The 19,537-nt window shown below is 59.9% G+C and carries 17 protein-coding genes; 3 read left to right on the forward strand and 14 right to left on the reverse strand.

Annotated features, from left to right (window positions below):
* Positions 1-95 precede the first annotated feature (95 nt).
* From HM1_RS03520 to HM1_RS15700, 13 genes are all read right to left on the reverse strand, one after another.
* Complete coding sequence (locus HM1_RS03520) at positions 96-512, reverse strand: TIGR03826 family flagellar region protein (protein WP_012281906.1); 417 nt, start codon at positions 510-512, stop codon at positions 96-98.
* Positions 513-714: 202 nt separating this feature from the next.
* Positions 715-1,896, reverse strand: coding sequence for a ComF family protein (locus HM1_RS14400; protein ID WP_012281907.1), 1,182 nt, complete (start codon positions 1,894-1,896; stop codon positions 715-717).
* A 20-nt stretch (positions 1,897-1,916) separates the two neighbouring features.
* On the reverse strand, positions 1,917-4,466 hold the full coding sequence (locus HM1_RS14405; RefSeq protein WP_012281908.1) for a DEAD/DEAH box helicase: 2,550 nt from the start codon (positions 4,464-4,466) through the stop codon (positions 1,917-1,919).
* 563 nt (positions 4,467-5,029) lie between these two features.
* On the reverse strand, positions 5,030-5,674 hold the full coding sequence (locus HM1_RS03540; protein ID WP_012281910.1) for a response regulator: 645 nt from the start codon (positions 5,672-5,674) through the stop codon (positions 5,030-5,032).
* An 8-nt stretch (positions 5,675-5,682) separates the two neighbouring features.
* Entirely contained in the window at positions 5,683-6,831 is a 1,149-nt protein-coding gene (locus HM1_RS03545; RefSeq protein WP_012281911.1) for a sensor histidine kinase, read from the reverse strand.
* Positions 6,832-7,380: 549 nt separating this feature from the next.
* A complete protein-coding gene (locus HM1_RS03555; RefSeq protein ID WP_012281914.1) occupies positions 7,381-8,808 on the reverse strand; it encodes a phosphoglucomutase/phosphomannomutase family protein in 1,428 nt (475 codons plus the stop codon).
* Positions 8,809-9,353: 545 nt separating this feature from the next.
* Positions 9,354-9,539 (reverse strand): hypothetical protein, encoded by a 186-nt coding sequence (locus tag HM1_RS03560; protein WP_012281916.1) that lies wholly within the window; start codon positions 9,537-9,539, stop codon positions 9,354-9,356.
* Positions 9,540-9,806: 267 nt separating this feature from the next.
* Positions 9,807-10,739, reverse strand: a complete 933-nt coding sequence (locus HM1_RS03565) for an SDR family oxidoreductase (protein WP_012281917.1) — start codon at positions 10,737-10,739, stop codon at positions 9,807-9,809.
* 260 nt (positions 10,740-10,999) lie between these two features.
* Positions 11,000-11,860 (reverse strand): SH3 domain-containing protein, encoded by an 861-nt coding sequence (locus HM1_RS03570; protein ID WP_012281918.1) that lies wholly within the window; start codon positions 11,858-11,860, stop codon positions 11,000-11,002.
* Between the two features lie 259 nt (positions 11,861-12,119).
* Positions 12,120-12,422 carry a hypothetical protein gene (locus HM1_RS14410; RefSeq protein ID WP_049754025.1) on the reverse strand — a complete coding sequence of 101 codons (303 nt, stop codon included), beginning with the start codon at positions 12,420-12,422 and terminating at the stop codon, positions 12,120-12,122.
* 259 nt (positions 12,423-12,681) lie between these two features.
* Entirely contained in the window at positions 12,682-13,776 is a 1,095-nt protein-coding gene (locus HM1_RS03580) for an MraY family glycosyltransferase (protein ID WP_041314529.1), read from the reverse strand.
* A gap of 157 nt (positions 13,777-13,933) precedes the next feature.
* Positions 13,934-14,374, reverse strand: coding sequence for a 3-hydroxyacyl-ACP dehydratase FabZ (gene fabZ / locus HM1_RS03585; RefSeq protein ID WP_041313251.1), 441 nt, complete (start codon positions 14,372-14,374; stop codon positions 13,934-13,936).
* A gap of 44 nt (positions 14,375-14,418) precedes the next feature.
* Entirely contained in the window at positions 14,419-14,739 is a 321-nt protein-coding gene (locus tag HM1_RS15700) for a hypothetical protein (protein ID WP_049754027.1), read from the reverse strand.
* 123 nt (positions 14,740-14,862) lie between these two features.
* Here HM1_RS15700 and HM1_RS15705 point away from each other — a divergent pair, with 123 nt between their 5' ends.
* Positions 14,863-15,351 (forward strand): DUF4330 domain-containing protein, encoded by a 489-nt coding sequence (locus HM1_RS15705; RefSeq protein ID WP_012281923.1) that lies wholly within the window; start codon positions 14,863-14,865, stop codon positions 15,349-15,351.
* Between the two features lie 346 nt (positions 15,352-15,697).
* Here HM1_RS15705 and HM1_RS14415 read toward each other — a convergent pair whose 3' ends face one another.
* Positions 15,698-16,975: a glycosyltransferase gene (locus tag HM1_RS14415; RefSeq protein WP_012281924.1), complete on the reverse strand. Its 1,278-nt coding sequence runs from the start codon at positions 16,973-16,975 to the stop codon at positions 15,698-15,700.
* A gap of 95 nt (positions 16,976-17,070) precedes the next feature.
* On the opposite strand from HM1_RS14415, the gene HM1_RS03610 reads away from it, so the two are divergent.
* Together HM1_RS03610 and HM1_RS03615 are read left to right on the forward strand one after the other, a co-directional pair.
* Positions 17,071-19,002, forward strand: a complete 1,932-nt coding sequence (locus tag HM1_RS03610; protein WP_041313254.1) for an O-antigen ligase family protein — start codon at positions 17,071-17,073, stop codon at positions 19,000-19,002.
* 93 nt (positions 19,003-19,095) lie between these two features.
* Positions 19,096-19,473: an EamA family transporter gene (locus tag HM1_RS03615; RefSeq protein ID WP_012281926.1), complete on the forward strand. Its 378-nt coding sequence runs from the start codon at positions 19,096-19,098 to the stop codon at positions 19,471-19,473.
* The last annotated feature ends 64 nt before the right edge of the window (positions 19,474-19,537 follow it).

Raw genomic sequence — 19,537 nt, forward strand, 5'->3', positions numbered from 1 at the left:
GTGTCTCCAAGAAAAAAGCACAGGAGCTCCTTGCTCCCATGCTCTGTATCATGCTCTCGACCATAGTGCTCTCCTATCTGGCAACAATGCTCCCGTTACTCCTTCAGATCAGCCGTAAACATCTTGTCCTTCGGCCGGTTTTTGATTTCCCGCGCAGGCGTCTTCTCCTTGGCGCCGCCGGTGAGCCGCTGCAGGTCCCGAGCGAGGTCTTCCTGGCATTTGTTGCAGTAGCGGCCGCTGGTGATGGGGGCGCCGCAGCTGTCGCATTGAAGGGAGGCGCCGCTCATCTGGCTCGCTTCGATGCGGCCTTCCTTGATGAAGTGCAGGATCGTGTCTTCATCGACGCCCGTCTCTTGGATCACCATCAACAGGGGCGCGCCGGGGTTGTCGCGCAGATATTCGCGCACTTTGTCAAATTGCTTTTCTTCTTCTTTGACACAGACGGGGCAGATTCTGCGGCCGCCTTGGGGGATGAAGATCCGGTTGCAGCGAGGGCAGTTTTTTACATCCATGCTTGTCTGTTCCTTTCTTCACGGCCTTAGCGGAAATTCCGCTTTAAACGACTACAGCTCGGCAGACCTTGACCCGCCCCCGGCGGGAGGGATTCACCCCTCTTGCTTCTCGCAATCATTCCCTTTACGGTGTCCACCGTCTGTTGTGTTCTTTTTATCTTGCTTTTCATTATACGAATCGTGCGGCGAAGGGACAATAGGTTTATTTGCCCACGCCTGCCGCGACGGTAAGCGCATAGATGCGGCTGATGCCTGCCGCCATCAATGTCCGCGCCGCTTCGGTCACGGTGGCGCCGGTGGTGTAGACGTCATCGATGATGATGGCACAGGGGCAGGGCTTGCCTTTTTGTATCGGCAGGTCGGACAAGGGTGACGCCGCCGGCGCGAGGGATGACGCCGATGCGGGAATAGCCGCCGGCGCGGGGGATGACGCCGATGCGGGAATAGCCGTCAGCGCGAGGGATGACGCCGGTGCGGCAGTGGCCGCCGGCGCGGGGGATGACGCCGATGCGGGAATAGCCGTCAGCGCGAGGGATGACGCCGATGCGGAAGTGGTCGCCGACGCAAGGGATGACGCCAGGTAAAACTGTCCCCGCAGGTTGGCGAAGCGTTCCTGGCGCCCCAACTGGGCTTGAGTCGTCCGATCGGCCCGCCGAGCCAGCAAGGGGACAAGGGGAAAGCCGGTTTCGCCGGCGATCACCTCGGCGAGGCACTCGGCCTGGTTGAAGTTGCGCCGATAGAGCTTGTCCGGGTGCAGGGGGATGGGCACGAGCCAGGCGCCGCGCAGGCTGCCCCAACTGTTCCACCAGCTGCTGCCGGGGACATCCGTCCAGAGTCGGCGGGCCATCATTCTGCCGAGAGCGGTGGCGATCGACCGTCGACCGCCGTACTTCAGGTCATGGATGCTCTGGCGGAGGATGCCTTCATAGGGGCCGATGTTCCAGGCCCGAAGAAAGAGGGGCGCTTCACGGCGACAGTTATGGCAGAGGCGGCTGTCCCTGCCATTCTTGCTGTCCTTGCCGTTCTCGCTGTCTTTGTCGATCTTGCTGTCTTTGTCGCTCTTGCTGTCATTACCGACCTTGCTGTCATTACCGACCTTGTTGTCTTTGCCGTCCTCTTGCCGGCTGTCGGTATGCGCTTCCATATATTTGCCGCAGCGCGGGCACTGGCGCTTGTCGCCAGTCAGCGCTGCGATCGCTTCGTAACAGCGGCGGCAGAGGCCGGAACGCCCCGGCGCGCGCCCATACAAATCCTGCGGTTGCTGGCACAAGAGGCATTCGGGTGCCTGCGGAAAGAGCGAATGCTGAAAAAAAACCTTCATGGCCTGTCGGGTCGCATGCAATGATGAAAAGGGTTTTTCATAAAAAATCGCTTTGATACCCATCCTGTCGTCACCTCCATCGCTCAGTTCGCCTCCCGGGCTCCGCCGTCAGAACGCAAAAAGCCCTCTCGCCGCGCCTGCTCATTCAACCAGCGGATCGTTTCGACGGCTTCTTGCATCGCCGCCGTGACCTGCGTCGCCATGAACCAGACCTCCCCATAGGGCCGCTCTGATGAACGGCCTGCCCGCCCCGCCATCTGCACCAGCGTCCGCTCGTCGTAGATCCGCTCGTTTTCAGCGAACAAGACGACCACATTGGCCCGAGGAACGGTGATGCCGCGCTCCATGATCGAGGTGGTGACGAAGAGGGGAAAGAGCTGTCGGCTGAAGCGCTGCCGCTTCGCTTCCCGTTCCGGGTCGCGGGAATGGCTGTATTCCACCCAAGTCCCCTTAAAGTCATTGAAGGGCGGCAGGCGCGTCGCCGCCTTCAGCGATTCGCCGACCCGCTGGGCCAGGAAGACAGAAGGCACGAAGAGAAAGACCTGGGCGAAGTCCCCTTCGACTGAGCGGTGCAAAAAACGCAAGAGCCCCTCAGGGAAAATCATCCGCTCCCGCTCCCAGCGCCACGCCTTCTCCAGGACGATCGTGGGCGTCGGCAAGGGATAGCCGTGATGACGGGCAGGAATCGTCACCAGGAAGAGTTTTTTCTTCCGGACAGCCTGCTTCATCTCCTGATCCGGCGTGGCCGTCATCAAGACGATCCGGCCGTCGCGCTTGCGCGAACGGCTGACAGCATGATAGAGCATGGCGCTGCCCTGATAGGGAAAGGCATCGGCTTCATCGAGCACAACGAGGTCGAAGGCGCGGTAAAAGCGGATCGCCTGATGGGTGGTCGCCACCACCAGGCGGCTGCGCTCCGCCTTGTCGCCGAATTTGCTCGCACTGCCGCCATAGAGACAGTGCACCGGCGTGCCGGGAAAAGCCTGTTCGATCCTCGGCGCCAGTTCAAGGACCACATCCCTGCGCGGAACGGCGAAAAGGACCCGTCCTCCCTGCCGCAGCACCTGGCCGATGGCGGCAAAAGCGACCTCCGTCTTCCCGGCCCCGCAGGCGGCCCAGACGAGGGCGCCCCCTTCGGGTGTCGAGGAAAGGCCGGGGGACGCTGCTCGGCCCGGCGCAAAGGACCCGCCCGGCGCGGAGAAGCCGCCCGGCGCGGGGAAGCCGCCCGGCGCAAAGGACCCGCCCGGCGCGGAGAAGCCGCCCGGCGCAAAGGACCCGCCCGGCGCGGGGAAGCCGCTCGGCGCGGAGAAGCCGCCCGGCGCGGAGGACCCGCCCGACGCGGAGAAGCCGCCCGGCGCGGGGAAGCCGTCCAACCATTCCACCAGACGCCGGCTCGCCTGCTCTTGCATCCGGTTCAAGGGAAATTGCAAAAAGGGACCTGGGTTAGAAACCCCTTCGCCTTCATCGTCATGCTTCGACTGAATCGGCTTCTTGGCCTCATCGTCTTGCTTCGACCAAATCGGCCTCTTGACCTCATCGTCTTGCTTCGACTGAATCGGCCTCTTGGCCTCATCGTCTTGCTTCGACCAAATCGGCCTCTTGGCCCCCTTTTCTGCCCGGCGAAGGAGACCTTCTGCATCCCGCTCCCAGTCATGGCCAACGGCGCCGGTCAGCCAAGGCAACAGGTCGTGATCCCAGCGCCGTAGCCAACCTTCGTCTCCCGACAGCCCATAGAGGGGGCGGCAGAGCCTCGCTTCCCCCATGGACAGGCATTCCTCACAGAAATAGCATCGTTCCCTGCCGCAACGAACACAGGGGCTCGCCGAAATGCGCCTGCTCTGGCCGCAGCGGACACAGCAGGCCTCATCCGGTCCGTGCAGAAAGACCGACGGGTAGATCTCCACGGCGCCGGCCAGCGCCAAGATCTGGAGGATATCCTCCAGCTGCTCGAGAGGGAAGGTGCGGTTGGGCCCGCTAAACCTTTCCAAAATCGCTTTTTCCAGTTCAGCGGTAAACAACAATCGCCCTTCCAGACATTCGGCCACATGGCGGATATCATCCAAGCGGTAACGGAGCCCTTCCCCCGCAGCCGGGCGAAAGACGTGAAGAGGGAATCCGGAAGCCGTCAAGGGCGAGTAGCCGAAAGGCTTCAACAAATCGATGACTCGACCCGAAAGCCGGGAAAGCTCCCGATCGGCCGCCATCGACGGCTGCAGATCTTTCCGATCGATCTGGCGGCGCCAAGGCCACCAACGCCCCCAAAAGGTCTCGCCTGCAACGGCAACCGCTCGCCCTTCCTTTGCCTCCCCCGCTTCGGCCGCCCTTTTTTCCCACTCTGCCTCCGGCGCAGGCAGCAGTCCCCAGCCGAGCCGGTGGCCGAACCTGCTGAACAGACCGGCGAAGGTCTGGGAAAAAAGCGATCGTCCGGCAGAGGCATCGGCGGCGAGGGTCTCGCCCAATTCCTGAAGGATGAAGAGGGCAACACCGATGGGCAGGCTCGGCGTGAGGGAGATGAGCGCCTCCAGGCCTTCCGGTGCCAACATGGTCAAATCGAGGGCCGGATCATGGGTAAAACCGAGCCAGCTTTGCTCTCGTCCCCTGGCCAGATAGACATACCCTTTCAAGCAAACCATCGCAAATCCCCCGAGTAATCCAATAATTTCTAAAAATTCAATTCGTTATCAATGTTGAGATCCCTCCTTTTTTCGCGAAAAGAAAACCTCCCGGCGCAAACGGCGACGGAAGGCAAAAAGGGACGCCACCGCGTCCCGAAGAGTGGTAGATCTTTTTGCAGCGTGAACAGGAAGGACACCCTGTGCAATGACACATAGGACTTTCTGCAAAGCGCCATCCCCTGCAATGGCGCAAAGGACTTTCTGCAGAGCGCCATCCCCTGCAATGGCGCAAAGGACTTTCTGCAGAGCGCCATCCCCTGCAATGGCGCATGGGACCTTCTGCAGAGCGCCATTCCCTGCAATGGCGCAAAGGACCTTCTGCAGAGCGCCATCCCCTGCAATGGCGCAAAGGACTTTCTGCAGAGCGCCATCCCCTGCAATGGCGCAAAGGACCTTCTGCAGAGCGCCATCCCCTGCAATGGCGCAAAGGACTTTCTGCAGAGCGCCATCCCCTGCAATGGCGCAAAGGACCTTCTGTAGAATGAAGGCGGACGAAAGATGCTGGCGAAAAAAAAAAACAGCTACAGTTTGACCAGCCGGTTCTTGATGGCATACAGGGCTGCCTGTGTGCGATCCTTCACCTGGAGCTTGCGGAAGATATTCGTAATGTGGTTCTTGACCGTCTTCTCGCTGATAAAGAGCGCGCTGGCGATGTCCGCATTGGTCGACCCCTGCGCGATCAGCCCCAGTACCTCTTTTTCTCTTTCCGTCAACTCGTCCCCCGAATGGGCGACTGTCCTGTTGAAACGCCTCTTGGCCAGCACCTTCTGGACGATGGCCGGGTTGAGAACGGATCCGCCGCGAGCCACGGTGACGATGGCGCCGTAGAGCGTTTCCGGGCTGACGTCCTTAAGCAAGTAGCCGTCGACGCCGGCTTCGATCAGCCTGATGATCTGGTCTTCTTCTTCATGGGCCGTCAGGACGAGGATCGCCGTCTGCGGCTGTTCCCGCTTCAATACCCTTGTGGCCTCCACGCCATCGACACCAGGCATGTGAATATCCATGAGTATCACATCCGGTTTCAAGCGCCGGGCGAGATTGATCGCCCCTTGCCCGTCGCCGGCTTCCTCCAACACCTGAAATCGCGGATCCAGTTCCAGTATTTTGCGCACACCTTGCCGAAGCAAGGTGTGATCATCGGCCAAGATCAACCGGATCGGCTCCATATCAGGACTCACTCCCCGTCATTTTCCGACTTGAGCGGTATCCGAAACTTGATCTGTGTCCCCTGTCCGGGGCGGCTGAGGACCTCCCACTCACCGTCCAATAACTCGGCCCTTTCCCGCATGCCGCAGAGGCCGAAGCGATCGCCGGGACGGGCGAAGATGTCCGCTACGTCAAAACCGACGCCATCATCGCGGACGATGACCGACACCGCCTGCGGTGCGATCTCAAAGGCCACCTGGACCCTCTTCGCACCGGCATGTTTCCAAACGTTCTGCAGCGCCTCCTGGATCATACGGAAGATCGCCACCTCGTAAGCCCGCTCAAGCCGGCACGCTTGGCCGAAGAAACGCGTCTCCACAGCCAGTCCTGTCCGCTCGGAAAAATCTGCGGTGTACCGCCGAATCGCTTCGATCAGCCCCTGGTCATCCAACCCATGGGGGCGCAGGTCATAGAGGATTTTGCGCAGTTCTTTCAGGCTGTCGCGCAGCCTCCCCTTCAGTTCCTGCAACTCCCGCCGCACCCGCCCCGGATCGGTTTGCAGCAACCGTTCACAGAGTTCGACCTGGAGGACGAGACTGTTCATCCCCTGGGCCGGACCGTCATGGATCTCCCGGGCCAGGCGGAATCGTTCCCGGTCCTGCGCCATGATGATGCGCAACGCCGCCTGCTGGCGGACCTGGGCCTCGTCCATCTTCACATGGAGATCCTTCAGGTTCCCGCCCATAAAATCCAACACGACGCCCACCTGATTCATCAACTGCTCGGCCCGCTGCACCATCCCTTCCAGGTGCCGCAACCGTCGCTCCAGTTCGTCGCGCTTGGCCCGCAGCTGACCTTCCCTTTCCCGCAACACAGCCAGGTTGACCTGAATATCGCGGGCCTGTTCATAAGCCAGCCGGATGTCTTCTTCCGTGTACCGTTTCAGTTCACGGCTTACCTCGACGAGGCGAAGACGCGCCTGCCGCTCCTTCAAGGTCAACAGGTCCACCTGGGCGATGACTGCTTGCGCCTTTTCCCGGACTTCCTGCAGGTCTTTTTGCAAACGACTGCACTCTGTCCGGGCATCCTCGGCGATGGCGAATATCTGTTCTTTCGCGTTTTCTATCGACTCGATCGTCTGGCGGACGATTTTATCTAAAGTGCTGGCGTCAGGCACGGCCGCCCCCCTCCCATCCTGCTCTCAAACCCAGCGAAAACGGTCGTGGGACGCCGTCGAGGGCCGACCGCCTCTAGGCGTCATCAGAATGATCCGCCTGGTTGGGTTCGACAGTTTCCACCTTTTCTCCTGCCTGCACCTTCGACCAAAGCCAGGAAGGAGCCGGCTTCACCTGCCCGCCCTTCGACCAAAGACAGGAAGAAGCCTGCTTCGCCTGCCCGCCCTTCGACCAAAGACAATAAGGAGCCTGCTTCGCCTGCCCGCCCTTCGACCAAAGACAGGAAGAAGCCTGCTTCGCCTGCCCGCCCTTCGACCAAAGACAGGAAGGGGCCTGCTTCTCCTGCCTACACCTTCGACTAAAAACAGGAAGGAGCCTGCATACACAGACTCCTTCCTCCAAAAAGCCTCTTGTCCTCGTCACCGGCATGAGGGGGCTGTCGTCGACATCTTGGCGCAGGCGTTGTCGATGATAGCGATTTTGACTCCGAATTGGCGCTGTCGTCCGACGCGGTGATATCCTTTTTCTACCCAATCGATCCCTTTCATGGATTACAGCGAGAGGTCTTTCTTCACCTGTTCTTGAATTTCCCTCAGCTGGGTTTCACTGTTCGCCTCTACATACAGGCGGAACAGCGGTTCTGTTCCGGAGGCCCGCACCAGCGCATAGGCACCGTCAGCCAACTGAAGCTTCACCCCATCGATGGTCACCCGTTTGACCACATTCACGCCCGCCAAAGCGGCCGGGGCATACTCATGCAAACGCGCCAGTATCCCGGCTTTAGCCTCCGGGTGGGTATGCAGATCGAGCCGCTGCGAGACGAGCCTGCCATATTCACGGTCGATCTCCGCCAGCACCTCCACCAGCGGGCGGCCGGCGACGGCGCGAACCTCCGCCATCAAGGCGCAGGCCAGGACACCGTCTTTTTCGGGCATATGTCCGCGCAGCGACAAGCCTCCCGACTCCTCGCCGCCGAGCAGGGTTTCCCGTTCCCGCAACGACTGGCCGATGTACTTGAACCCGACCGGCGTCTCCTCGACGGTAAAACCATGGCGGGCGGCGATGCGATCGAGCATATGTGTGGTGGCCACCGTCCGGGCCACGGAACCGGCCAGTTTGCGGTGTGTCAGGAGGTGATGGTAGAGGAGCACGAGCACCTGATTGGCCGAGATGAAGGTCCCGTCGGCGTCGATAACGCCGAAGCGGTCGGCGTCGCCGTCTAAGGCCAAACCCAGGTGGGCGCCTGACTCGACGACACTGCGCCGCAGTTCCGTCAGCACCGCCGCCGAAGGCTCCGGCAGGCTGCCGCCGAACAGGGGATCCCGTGTGTTATGGATCACCGCATAGGATAGGCCGCACCGCTCCAAGACCGCTTCCAGATAGCCGATCCCCGCTCCCCACATGGGATCGACGACGATCCGCAAACCGGCCGCCGTGATCGCCGGCAGATCGACGATCGCCGCCAGTTGATCCAGGTAGGGCGTCATCGGCGCAATCTCCCGGACGAGCCCTTGTCCTCTCGCATTGTCCAGGCGGATTTTCTTGATCACTTCCGGTCTCGCCGCTGCCACCAGCTCGCGCACCCGGCCCTCGATGCGGTCGGTGATATCGGGCAGCGCCGGTCCGGCATAGTCGGGGATGAACTTGATGCCGTTGTACTCAGGCGGATTGTGGCTGGCCGTCAGCATGATCGCGCCGGCAGCCTGGTGATGGGTGATGGCAAAGGCGGTGACCGGCGTCGGCAGGGAGACCGGCGGAAGCAGGACAGGGATCCTGTTGCCGGTGAGCACCTCGGCGGCCCGCAAGGCAAACTTATCGGAGAGGAAGCGATTGTCATAGCCGATGACGACGCCGCGGTCGGCCATACCCGTGCCTTGAACATAATCGGCGATCGCCTGGACGACGATCTCCACATTGCCAAAAGTGAACTCTTCTGCCATGATGGCTCGCCAGCCATCGGTACCGAACTTTATCGCCATTCAACGACATCCTTTCATCCAGTGTTCATCCGGCTTTCCCGTCCAGTTTACATCCGGCTTTGACCCGGTTTTCATCCAACTTTCATCCAACTTTCATCCGGCTTTCATTTAGCTTTCATCTGGCTTTTATCCAGTGTTCATCCAGTGTTCAGCCAGTGTTCGTCCAGTATTCAGCCAGTGTTCAGCCAGTATTCGTCCAGTATTCAGCCAGTATTCAGCCAGTATTCAGCCAGTATTCAGCCAGTATTCAGCCAGTGTCCAGCCAGTGTTCGTCCAGTGTTCGTCCAGTGTTCAGCCAGTATTCGTCCAGTATTCAGCCAGTGTTCGTCCAGTATTCAGCCAGTATTCAGCCAGTGTTCAGCCAGTATTCAGCCAGTATTCGTCCAGTATTCAGCCAGTGTCCAGCCAGTGTTCAGCCAGTGTTCGTCCAGTGTTCAGCCAGTGTTCAGCCAGTATTCGTCCAGTATTCAGCCAGTGTTCTTATCCAGTGTTCTTATCCAGTGTTCACAGTGTTCATCCGGCTTCGTCAGCAGACAGCACCGCTCTTATCCGGCTTTTTCCGTCGAAAGGCCCTCCTCCGGTTCGATACAATACAGATGTGTGATCGGTTGAATCACCAGGCGCCCCTCCTGGTCGATATGGAAACGGACCAAGCCCCCTTGGGGAAAGGCTTCCCGAACAGCTCGCGGAATAGACAGCTCACCTTGTTTGGTCAGGAAGGTCAATTCCATTCCAAAGCCCCTCCGATCGATGTTTCGTGATTCGCCGATTGCGCTACCGGCTGGCGAAGTAAGCATAGCATGACCGGAAAAGCCTGTCCCAAATAATCAGTCGAAAACTACTGCTGTTTCTGCCACCTTTTTGTCTAACCATGTCGACGGGGCGGGACTTATGAATCGGGCTGCGCCCAAAATCCAAAACCGAAAATAAAACCGGCGACTTCTGGAACAGGCCTATTTTGCCACAGTCCATGATGTCACCGGCGGTTGCGCCGAAAGCTATTGCCATGATCGGGACCAGCGGGCGACCGTCTGGTCCAGCCCTTGCGGCAGCGCCGTTTTCGGCGTCCAACCTACCGCATCCTTGAGTCGCCTGTTGTCCAGATAGCTATGCAGAATGTCACCGGGACGGGCAGGCGCCATTTGAGCAGCCAAGTCAACGCCGACCCGTTCGCGGATCAGCGCAAACAGCGCCTTGACGCTGGTCCCGCGCCCTGTGCTGACGTTGTACACGGAATGTCTCAGCTGTTCTGTTTCCGCTTCCAACACCAGCAGCATGGCGTCGACCACATCGTCTACATACACGAAATCGCGCGTTTGCTCCCCGTCACCGTAGATCACAGGAGCGATGCCCCGCAGGAGCCGCTCCGTGAAGATCGCCACCACCCCGCCTTCTCCTGCGGCATCCTGGCGGGGGCCGTAGACATTGGCAAAGCGCAGCGCCACGCCAGTGATCCCGTATAATTCCCGGTAGAGTTGCAGATAATGTTCAGGCGTATGCTTGCTGATCCCGTAGGGATTGGCCGGCGCCAGCCGGTGCTCTTCGTCAACAGGGAGCCGCAGCGGATCGCCGTAAACAGCCGCTGACGAAGCGACGATCATCCGCTTGACGCCGCTCTGTCGGCAGGCTTCCAGCAGGTTGAGCGTTCCTAGGATATTTGTTCTCGCGTCATGCAGGGGATCCCGCAGGGAAACCTGCACATCTACCTGAGCGGCCAGATGGATGATCGCCTCAGGGGCCTCCCTGGCGATGACCCCTTTGATCTCATCATCGGCCACATCGAGATGGAAAAAGGCCGCTTTCTCCGGAATGTTTTCTCGCTTTCCCGTCGAGAGGTCATCGACCACCAGAACCTCGTCACCCCGGGCGATACACCGTTCGACCACATGGGATCCGATGAACCCGGCGCCACCGGTGACTAGCAACTTCAACGGCGATACCGCCCTTTCGGTGAAAAATACTGCCATGCTTTTTTCATCAGCCGCTGCTTGACTGAAGCAGGAGCAACTGCTTGACCGATACCGAAGCCGCCGCTCGACCGATACCAGTGCCGCCGCTTGACCGGTACCAGTGCCGCCGCTTGACCGATACCGAAGCAGCTACTCAACCGATACCGAAACCGCTGCTTGACCGGTACCGAAACCGCCGCTTAACCGGTACCGAAACCGCCGCTTGACCGATACCAGTGCCGCTACTTGACTGAAACCAGGTCCTGACGGACAAAACCTTCACGACCGTCAGGTATCTTTACTTTGTACCATTTTTCCGCTTGCGAAACCCCGTCGATCGACGCCAGGATGGTGACCCGAGCGCCGCTCGGGAGGATGGTGACGACAGTGTAATCCGTCCCCGGCCCAAAGCGAACATTGACACCTGTGGTGGAAGCGATTGTGCCTTCCCGTAACCCCGCAGTGGATACCGCCGCAAGCGCGGCCGTTGTCTCGGCAATCGCCGGCGCGCCTTTTGAACCGCTTTGATTGCCGCCGGCAACGGGGATAGAGGCGGAAGCGCCGGTCACATCGTCGACATTCCAGGGGGTGTTTTGGAATCCTTGAGGCATCGGCGGAAGTTCCACCTTTTGTCCCGATTGCTCCAGCGCCCGCTGCAGCGCCTCGACCCGTCGATTCAGGGCAACGATCTGGTTATGTAGTTCAGCCCTGTTTCCCCAGAGCAGCTTCTCCAGGTAGCTTTTCGACACAAGGGGATCTTCGGCCGTCCCGGGCGAAGCGGCGCCGGCCAAAACAACCTGGCCAAGGACGAATCCTGACAGCAGGAAGGCCAGCCCTCCACCGGCGAGTCGAAGCCAAAGACGAAAGCGGGGTGCCCTTGCCGGTCGACTCAACAGAGCCATCCGTTCCTCCTGAGTGACACCCGAATATCCCGCCTCCGAAAGCGGGTCTATCGCCGGCGCGACATCGCTGACCGGCGACGTTCCACCCGAATGGCCCCTCTTCGAAAGCCCTTTTTCATCTACCACTTTTTCATCTACCACTTTTTCATCCACCACTTTTTCATCCACCACTTTTTCATCCACCACTTTTTCATCCACCATAAGTGTCCTGGTTTCCAAAACCGTAACAAAGTGACTTTATTACGGTTTTGGCACGCTGGCGACTACCTCAGCGTGGGAAATCTCACAGGATTCGATTTCCTCGGATACAAGCCATCACTTGTACGCCATAGGCTGTTATCACCGCCTCCCCTAGCAAAGATAGGGAAGTCCACCACAGCGAGGGGTGTTACCCCTTCCGTAAGGTTCACCGTCGTCTTCGCCTTTCACCGCCTGTACGAAGACGATTATGTACATTACGCTACAAGTTCGAGGTTAGTCCGAGGATCTCTTTCCGGTGTGACCGCCAAAACTCAGGTGTTACACTTCCTTTCGTGATGATTTTCGCTTCTTTTTCGCTCCGCTGATGGATCATGGCCCATCGTTTCCATTCGGTAGACGGACTTTTCGTCGGAAGGAGTTTTTCCCGCAAGAGCCTCGGGACTTTTTCTTTCATCCCATAGGCCCTTCGGGCAATGACCAGGGCCGCGCCGTGGTGAACGTCCAGACCATACTGGTGGGTATACTTGTACAAGCCGATCTTCGACGTAAAGGCGGGCTTCACTTTCGTATACTCAATCCCGTTTCGGATACAGGCCCTTTCCAGCATCGTGAGCATTTGGCGATAGATGAAGTTGTGCCGGATGCGCGAGAATTTACGCCAGGTATCTTGGTCGTGTTAGAACTTCAAGTCCTCAAAGGCCACGCCGCATTGGCGATCCTTCGCGTATTGAATGACTTCCTTGACCATCTCGCCAATCAGATTTTCTCGTCGATTGGCATTAAGAAGAGCCGGCGGCTTCCGCCAGGGCCCCGCCAACGGATCAGTTCGATTCATCGTCCCCATCGAGCCCGACACGGCTGGCGGCGATCTCCGGCGCACTCGGCGAGCGGCCCAGGATGCCGACGCGATCGGCCGCCATCAGGATCAGGCTGGAAAGCAGGATCAGGATGAAGACGCTCTGTGCCGTCGACACCGTCGTCAAAACGACAGCCGTCACGCCGAGCACCGTGTTGATGGCGTAGATGATCATCACCGTCTGGGGATGGCTGAAGCCTAAAGCCAGCAAACGGTGATGGAGATGATCCTTGTCGGCCTGAAAGATCGGTTGTCCCTTTTGCATACGACGAAAAATGGCAAATCCCGTGTCCAGGATCGGAATGCCTACGATCAGAATGGGAATAAATACGGAAATGACCGTGGCCACCTTGGCCAAGCCCAGGATCGACAGGCAAGCCAGGGTGAAGCCGAGAAACATGGCCCCCGTATCGCCCATAAAGATGCGGGCCGGATGGAAGTTATGCTTGAGAAATCCCGCCGACGATGCGGCCAGGATGAGGGCCAGCGAGGCCACCAGGATCTGCCCCTGTGTCCAAGCGACGACCGCCATGGTCACTGAGGCGATCGCGGCGATACCGGCCGCCAATCCGTCGAGGCCGTCGATCAGGTTCACCGCATTCGTCACGCCGATGATCCAGATCACCGTGATCGGGCCGCGCAGCCAACCGAGTTCCACCACGTCGGGGCCGAAAAAAGGGGGGAAAAAGGGGTTGGTCAGGAAGTCGACAGAGAGCCCGAAAGGCAGTACAGCCAATGCGGCCAACACCTGCCCGAGCAGCTTGACCTTGGGCGGCAGATCGCGCGTGTCGTCAAGGATGCCGACGATGACGATGATGGCGCCGCCGACGAGCATGCCGATGATCTCGGAACGGTGATAGTCGCTGTCAACGAACCCCATCGCCACCACGGTCAGCAAATAACCGGCGAAGATCGCCAATCCGCCGAGACGGGGCATGACCCGATGGTGCACCTTGCGGCCGCCGGGGGCATCTACGGCGCCGATGAGGAAGGCCAGCCGACGCACGACAGGCGTCAACAGGAGGGCAAACAGAAAGGCAGCGCAAGCCGCCAGGGCCATCGACACCCAGGTCGCCTCCTTACCAGGCTTTTCGTGTTCCGGCAGACTTGGCCGCCTGCCAGAGACATCCATTGCTATTTTACTTCAAGGGGAGGGGGAATACAATGGGACGTCCTATGGGGCTTCCTTCTTTTACAGTAACGTAAAGAAAGGCCATCTACTGCTCAATGGCGAAGGTCATTTCCGCTTCGCAGACGAGCTGGTCCTCCACGTAGGCCCGTCCCATCGCTTTGCCGATCGACTTGCGCAGCGCCGTCATCTCCGCCTCTAATCGCAGCGTGTCGCCGGGGACGACGGGACGGCGGAAACGGACACCGTCGATCTTGGCGAACAAGGCGATCTTCCCGACATATTCAGGCATCTTCAACAGGGCCACGGCACCCGTCTGGGCCAGCGCCTCGACGATCAGCACGCCGGGCATGACCGGGTGGCCGGGAAAATGACCTTGAAAAAAGGGCTCGTTCATCGTCACGTTTTTCAAGCCGACGGCCGACTTGCCCACCTCAAGCTCGATGATCCGGTCGACCAGTAAAAAAGGCGGCCTATGGGGTAGAATCCCCTGAATGTCCCGGACTGACAGATTCACTTTTTCCCTCATTGTCACAAATCTTCCTTTCTTCTTTCGATACCCGGTTCTGATGTTCAGTTCTGATACTCAGTTCTGATGCCCGTTCCGATGCCCGTTCCGATGCCCCGTTCCGATGCCCCGTTCCGACGCCCCGTTCTGATGCCCCGTTCCGATGCCCCGTTCCGACGCCCCGTTCCGATGCCCGTTCCGATGCCCCGTTCCGATGCCCGTTCCGATGCCCCGTTCCGATGCCCCGTTCCGACGCCCCGTTCCGATGCCCCGTTCCGATGCCCCGTTCCGATGCCCCGTTCCGATGCCCCGTTCCGATGCCCGTTCCGATGATCGGTTGTCCCGTGCAGAGGACGCCTGGGAGCACGGCCGATCGAAAAGCGCATTTATCCCTTCCCGAAAGAGGATCGATGCTTATCGTGTCGAAAGAGTGTATGTTTTTGCGACCATACCATAAAAGCGTTCAGAGGCAAAAGACACCCACAACGACGGAGGAGGCACCAACCCTGATGAAACTGGTCAACGAAAAAGGTCGGCTCTTTGGATTGATCAATCCGCTGGATCTGCTGATCCTGCTGGCCGTCATCGCCCTTGTCGCCGGTCTGGCGACAAAGACCAACACCATCGTCCAGACGACAGAAACACCCGTCCAGTTCGAGGTTGTCCTGAAGCGGGTGCTGCCCGAGGTGGCCGCCAACTTGGACCCGAAAGAAGCGCTCGTAGGCGGCGGGTCGATTCTCGATCCCCAAGATGTACGAGTCGAATCCCTCCAGGTGGTCCCCTGCCGCCAATCACAGCCCAATGACCAGGGGCAACTGATCCTCACCGATGATCCCTATTTAAAAGACGTCCACCTCGTCATCCGCGGCGTCTCCCGCTCGGCCACAGCAGATCTGCGCGTCGGCAATCAAGAGATCAAGGCAGGGAAAGAATACTACTACAAGACCCAGAAGACGCAACTGATCGGCACCGTCACCAAGGTCAGCGTGCTGAAATAAGTGCTGAAGTAAGTGCGAGATAAGCGCCGGAGTAAGTGCGAGATAAGTGCCGAATTCCTTGCCGATCCGTTCGCCCGATAATTCCGACACTCAGCCAACGCCCAGCCGACACCCAGCCGACGCCCGACCGACGCTCAACCGACGCCCGACCGACGCCCGACCGACGCTCAGCCGACACTCAGCCCATGCCCAGCCGACGCCCAACCGACGCTCAGCCGACGCCCGACCGACGCCCGACCGACGCCCAACCGACGCTCAGCCCACGCCCGGCCGACGCCCAACCGACGCCCGACAGTTGTTTAAGGGATGCTCCATTTCGAGCGTTTCTATCACAGGATTCAAAGGCTCAGACACATCCCCATCCTTCCCCGATCTTGTCCAGCATAGCCGTCAGCCGAGCATCCCAAGAGTGCTGCCGGGCCAAGGCCATCCGCTCTGCCTGTTTTTCCGGACTGTCTTCTGCGAAGGCGGTCTCGATGGAAGCGACGAAAGCCTCCGCCCCTTCACAGACCGTGACGATCGGAGAAAAGGGCAACACCTCCGGCAGCGCCGTCGAGATGACCGGCTTCCCGGCGGCCAGATACTCATAGACCTTGACGGGATTGACGCTCATCGTCAATTCATTCAACCGAAAGGGCGACAGGCAGACGTCAAAGCAGCGCACATAATCGGGCAAGACGGCATAAGGCTTGCGTCCCAGGAAAAAGACGTTCGGCAGCGCCTGCAACGCCGTCACATCCGTCTCTACCGGTCCGATGAGCGCCAGCGCCCAGTCCTTGTGGGCGCGTGCCGCCGCAGCGAGCAGCGCCGTATCGATCCAGTCGCCGATGCCGCCGATGAATCCGATGATATGGCGGTAGCCGGACGGGAGATCGGCTGGTTTTTGCTCTCGGTGATAATCGGCATTCTTAAGGTCTCCGGCGCCATTCTTAAGGTCTTTGACGCCGCCAATATCTTCAGAATCTTTGCGGCCTTCGGTAGTTTCAAGACCTGCCGCGTCACCAGCCGTCCCGGCTGCCTGAGCGAAGTGCTCCACATCGGCGGCATTGGGCACCAGCAACACATCCGGACGAAAGCGCCGCATCTTCTCTTGTAAAGCCCGCGCCGAGGCAAATACGGCGTCGGCGCGGCGGGCCAGATCGCTCTCCATGTCGGCCATGACCGCCGGATCGATCAGCCCGGTGAAGGCGGCATGATCGTCGACACAATCATAGACGACATAGCGCCAATCGATGCCGGCCGACAAGAGATCGCAGGAACCGGGGAGATAGGTCCACAAGAGCGGCTGTTCCCAGCCGAGCTGTCCCAATCGGCGGCGCAGCGATCGGCCGAGCCGTCGCTGGTTCATGCTGTTGAGAGACCGCCGCATCCCATGAAAGGGCAGAAAAATCGGCGGTTCCAACCGCCAGATCCGGCCCGGTTCAACCTCCTCCAGACGTCCGGCGCTTTGCCAGCGCCTCTGCAACAAGTCCCGATTCTTCAACGGCGCCAGATAGGTGATGGGAGGATCGACATAGAGGATCCGGTGCCCCCGTTGGGCCAAGCGGACCATCAACTGCTGGGCCCGCGCCCAGATCCCGCGCCACTCGGCGGCGCCGATACAGACAATGTCCACGACGGTCATCCTTTGCTCCAATGATAACAGGTGAGGTGAATCTCCTGAATACCATTCAAACGGTTCAACGGATAATTGTCAACAGTCTGGCCCGTCGAGGGGCCTTGTTTCTGTTCGCAACAGCGCGAAAAGGGGAAGCCTTCTGGCAGGCGAGCCGCTTTCACGGCCTGTTGGAAGGCTTCGTCGACACAGCGGCGAAAAGCCTTGCAGCCCGCTTTTTAGGCGGCGATCCCACGGCACGGCTGGCTTCGCGCCTCGCTTCGTCAGACATCATAACATCGCTCAGAGAGCCCGGCCGAAAAATCGAGCAATCCCGTCAAGCCTTAATCGACGGCACCCGGGCCTTCGCCGAAGGCAGCATCGCCGCCGCTATCCTGCGCCACCTCGCCTGCCCCGAAGGCTGGCAACTGGCAGGACTGAGCCGAGCCGGCCTGGCTTTTTTGGCAGGGCTCTTTCTCGTCTTCGCGTCCCTCGGCGCCCTCTCCCTGAAGACGGGCCTGCTGTTGACCCTGTCGATCGTGCTGCTCTTTTTCCTGTCCCGTTCCCCTGTCACCATCGCCGAGATCTGGGCCGACTCCCTCCCGGGGCGCCTGTTCCGCTCTATTTTGCCGGAAGAACTGGTTCCGAGAGATGACCACTACCCGGTGGCGCCGCCGTTAAAAGGCGCCGGCGCTGCCGCGATGTACCTGTTGCTCTTCGCCCTCGGCGCTGTTCTGGCCCTTCTCTCGATAAAATGGCAAAACCTGCTGGTCCTGGCGCTGCCGGCTGTCCTGCTGGCGCCGGCCTTGCTCTTCCTGCGGCCGGAGTTAGGGCTGTTGGGGCTGATCGGCTATTCGGTCGTCGATTGGTGGATGCGGATGAAGCCGAATTTGCTGACCAGCGTCTGGGATGACCTCCTGCTGGCGTCGCTCGCTGCCGCCCTGATCGGCCAGTGGGTGACGAAACGGGACTTCCGCTGGCGCATCCACCCCACCTTCTTCGCCCTCACCGCTTTCATCTCACTGCTGCTTTTTCTCTTCCTCATCGATTCCACCTACCCGCGGCTCTCGGTGCCCCTCGACGGCCTGCGCGTCATCGTCCAGCACATGCTCTGGTTCTATATAGCCGTCCAACTGGTCAAAACCCCAAGGCAAGCCGCCCTCCTGCTGATCCTGTTTACCTTGGTCGGTACAGCCATTGCCGCCTTCGGCGTCTACCAGTTCATCGTCAAAGCGCCCATGCCGGAGAACTGGGTCGACCAGGCGGAGTTGGGCAGCATCACCACCCGCGCCTTCTCCATCGTCGGCAGTCCCAACATCCTGGGCAGCCTCCTCGTCTTGACGACACCGATCGCGCTCGGTCTGGCCTATCGCGGCAAGACGATTCAGCGCCTCTTCTATCTCGCCTGCGCCGCCTTGATGGGCGCCTCCATGCTCTTTAGCTTCTCCCGCGGCGCCTGGCTGGCCATCGCAGCGGCCATCATCCTCTTCGGCATCTTACAAGACCGCCGGCTGATCGCCCTGCTGATCATCGGCGCCATCCTCCTCCCCATCGCCTCGCCTGCTGCGGCCGACCGCGTCAGTTACCTGCTGAGTCCCGAGTATTTCAAAAAATCCGCCCAAGACGGCCGTCTGGAGCGTTGGGACCTGGCCTTGGAGAAGGTGGCGCAGCGCCCCCTCACCGGCATCGGCCTAGGGCGCTACGGCGGCGCCGCCGCCGAGAACAATAAGGAGTATCTTCCCCACCGGACGCTCTATACAGACAACTACTACATGAAAACGGCCGCCGAGACCGGGCTGCTCGGCCTCTTCGCCTTCATCGCCCTCATGGTCTCCGTCCTGCGCACCGCCTTCGGAACAGCCATCCATTCCCCGCCGCCCCGCCGCGCCCTGGCCATCGGCGTCGCCTGCGGGCTCTTCGGCGTCGTGCTGCACAACGCCGTAGAAAACGTCTTTGAAGTACCGCTGATGGTGACGTCATTTTGGTTGTGCGCCGCCCTGTTGTGGGAGTTGCGCTCCAACACGCAAGCCCTCACGACAAAATCATTGGACACCTAAAAAAGCCACCCCTGTGGCGGGGTGGCTTCCCTCTATCCTTCATGAACTGATAAGGAAAGATTCGGTGATTTTTCAACTTGGGAGGGACGTCCTGTGCCAAAACCATTCCTCGCCTGGGACTCGCTGCTGCTGATCGCAATCAACATCACCCTGCTCTTAGCCGGTCAGACCTTATGGAAAATCGGGCTGCAAAAGATCGGCGGCTTCAGCCTCGCCCACCTTCCGGCGGCAGCCTTCTCCCCCTGGATCGTGGCCGGGCTTGTCCTGTATGTCATCGCCACCGGCGTCTGGTTTCTCATCCTCTCCCGGATAGACTTCAGCCTGGCCTATCCGCTCCAGAGCCTCGCCTTCGTCTTCGGCGTCTTCCTGGGTTGGCTGGTTTTTCAAGAAACCATCCCCTGGACGCGCTGGGTCGGCGTCGCCGTCATCATCTTCGGCGTCTATCTGGTAGCGCTGCCGGTGAGGCAGTGATATGAAGCAGTGATATGAGGCAGTGATATGAGGCAGTGATATGAGGCAGTGATACCAGACAAAG

It is taken from the genome of Heliomicrobium modesticaldum Ice1, assembly GCF_000019165.1.
GTDB lineage: Bacteria > Bacillota > Desulfitobacteriia > Heliobacteriales > Heliobacteriaceae > Heliomicrobium > Heliomicrobium modesticaldum.

Coding starts and splice junctions, on each gene's coding strand:
- HM1_RS14400 (WP_012281907.1), bottom strand. CDS start 1,896: ATGGGTATCAAAGCGATTTTTTATGAAAAACCCTTTTCATCATTGCAT.
- HM1_RS15705 (WP_012281923.1), top strand. CDS start 14,863: ATGAAACTGGTCAACGAAAAAGGTCGGCTCTTTGGATTGATCAATCCG.
- HM1_RS15700 (WP_049754027.1), bottom strand. CDS start 14,739: ATGCGCTTTTCGATCGGCCGTGCTCCCAGGCGTCCTCTGCACGGGACA.
- HM1_RS03555 (WP_012281914.1), bottom strand. CDS start 8,808: ATGGCGATAAAGTTCGGTACCGATGGCTGGCGAGCCATCATGGCAGAA.
- HM1_RS14415 (WP_012281924.1), bottom strand. CDS start 16,975: ATGACCGTCGTGGACATTGTCTGTATCGGCGCCGCCGAGTGGCGCGGG.
- HM1_RS03540 (WP_012281910.1), bottom strand. CDS start 5,674: ATGGAGCCGATCCGGTTGATCTTGGCCGATGATCACACCTTGCTTCGG.
- HM1_RS03520 (WP_012281906.1), bottom strand. CDS start 512: ATGGATGTAAAAAACTGCCCTCGCTGCAACCGGATCTTCATCCCCCAA.
- HM1_RS03580 (WP_041314529.1), bottom strand. CDS start 13,776: ATGGCCCTGGCGGCTTGCGCTGCCTTTCTGTTTGCCCTCCTGTTGACG.
- HM1_RS03560 (WP_012281916.1), bottom strand. CDS start 9,539: ATGGAATTGACCTTCCTGACCAAACAAGGTGAGCTGTCTATTCCGCGA.
- HM1_RS14405 (WP_012281908.1), bottom strand. CDS start 4,466: ATGGTTTGCTTGAAAGGGTATGTCTATCTGGCCAGGGGACGAGAGCAA.
- HM1_RS03570 (WP_012281918.1), bottom strand. CDS start 11,860: ATGGTGGATGAAAAAGTGGTGGATGAAAAAGTGGTGGATGAAAAAGTG.
- fabZ (WP_041313251.1), bottom strand. CDS start 14,374: ATGAGGGAAAAAGTGAATCTGTCAGTCCGGGACATTCAGGGGATTCTA.